Source organism: Cupriavidus sp. UYPR2.512 (assembly GCF_000379565.1).
Classification (GTDB): Bacteria; Pseudomonadota; Gammaproteobacteria; order Burkholderiales; family Burkholderiaceae; genus Cupriavidus.
Genome location: NZ_KB903111.1, coordinates 1 through 1,269 on the forward strand (window position 1 = coordinate 1; position 1,269 = coordinate 1,269).

Genomic DNA, 1,269 nt, shown 5'->3' on the forward strand with positions numbered 1-1,269 from the left:
TCGTTCGACCGATTGGCAGCAGTGCACGCGCCTGGACTATAAAGCCACGACAGGTGGCGTGTATCTGCTATCCCTTGCTAGTACCGCCCAGATGGTCCGGGCTAGTTTGTTGGCCACGGCAGCCACCACGACATTGAAAGGACGTCGCTGGAGCAATCCGTCGAGCCAGGCGGTTCGGGAGCCTTTGATGATCACCGATCTGGCGCCGTGCATGAGCAGGGTGCGTAGATAGGTGTCACCTCGCTTGCTGAGACTGAGTTGGCGGACGTGACCGCCGGTGCCGGTTTGTTTCGGTACCAGGCCTAGCCAGGCGGCGAACTCACGCCCAGAGCGAAACGTTTTGGCATCACCGATCGCAGCCACCGCGGCCGTGGCAGTGAGCAAGCCCACGCCCGGAATTTCAGCGATCTTCTGGCATTCCTGATTTTCGCGCAGTGCAACCTTGAGCCGGCGTTCCAGCGCAGCGATTTCCTTTTCGGTTGATTGCGCGCGTGCCCATTGTTCTCGTAGGCTGTCGATCAGTATGGCTGGCAAGCGATCCGCGATCTTGGCAAGCGCGCCAGAGATTCTTTCAGCAAATTCCCGATAGCCTTCTGGAAGAACTTCGCCAAACTCGTAGAGCAATCCGCGCAATGCATTTGTCTGCATGATCCGGAACTTCATCAGTTGAGCCCGCATGCGGTGTAGTGCCAGAATGGCTTGTTGGCTCTCGCTCTTGATCGCAACCATCCGAGCCTCGGGCTGCTGGATTGCGGTCCAGATCGCCCGTGCATCCGCAGCATCTGTCTTGTTGCGTAGTACAAAGGGACGAACCGACCGCGCTGAGATGAGCTTCACTTCGTGGCCGAGCTTCTGCAGTTCTCGTGCCCAATGGTGGGCGCTGCCGCAAGCTTCGATGGCAATAAGTGAACGCTCCCGCTGAGCAAAGAAGTCAGTGACCTGGCTGCGCTTCAACTTGATGCGCTCGATTTCGCCGGTGTTGGCATTCACCGCATGAAGTTGGAAGACATGCTTGGCAATATCCATGCCGATGACGGTAAGCTTCATTTTGGATCCTCCCGATCAGGGTCGTCGCAATCGACATCTCCACTTTGGCATAGGGCTGCCACGGCCGCGAGGAATCCTTGCAGCAGGTAAGTGCGCGCCCGTTGCCGGGGGGAGGCGTCCATACCATCTGATTTAATCGACGAGAGTGTCGACGTTGAGCAGCTGTGAAGCGTTGATAGACTAAGGACGACCAGCGAGCTACGCCGATGCAACAAATCAGTT

The 1,269-nt window shown here is 57.5% G+C and carries 1 protein-coding gene; it reads right to left on the reverse strand.

The genetic code is table 11. The annotated features are described in order from the left end of the window. Positions 1-36: 36 nt before the first annotated feature. Entirely contained in the window at positions 37-1,047 is a 1,011-nt protein-coding gene (locus A3A5_RS0122800) for an IS110 family transposase (protein ID WP_018312815.1), read from the reverse strand. Positions 1,048-1,269: the final 222 nt, after the last annotated feature.

What these genes read in the sequence shown, in the direction of transcription:
- A3A5_RS0122800 (WP_018312815.1), bottom strand. Translation starts at nt 1,047, where the DNA reads ATGAAGCTTACCGTCATCGGCATGGATATTGCCAAGCATGTCTTCCAA.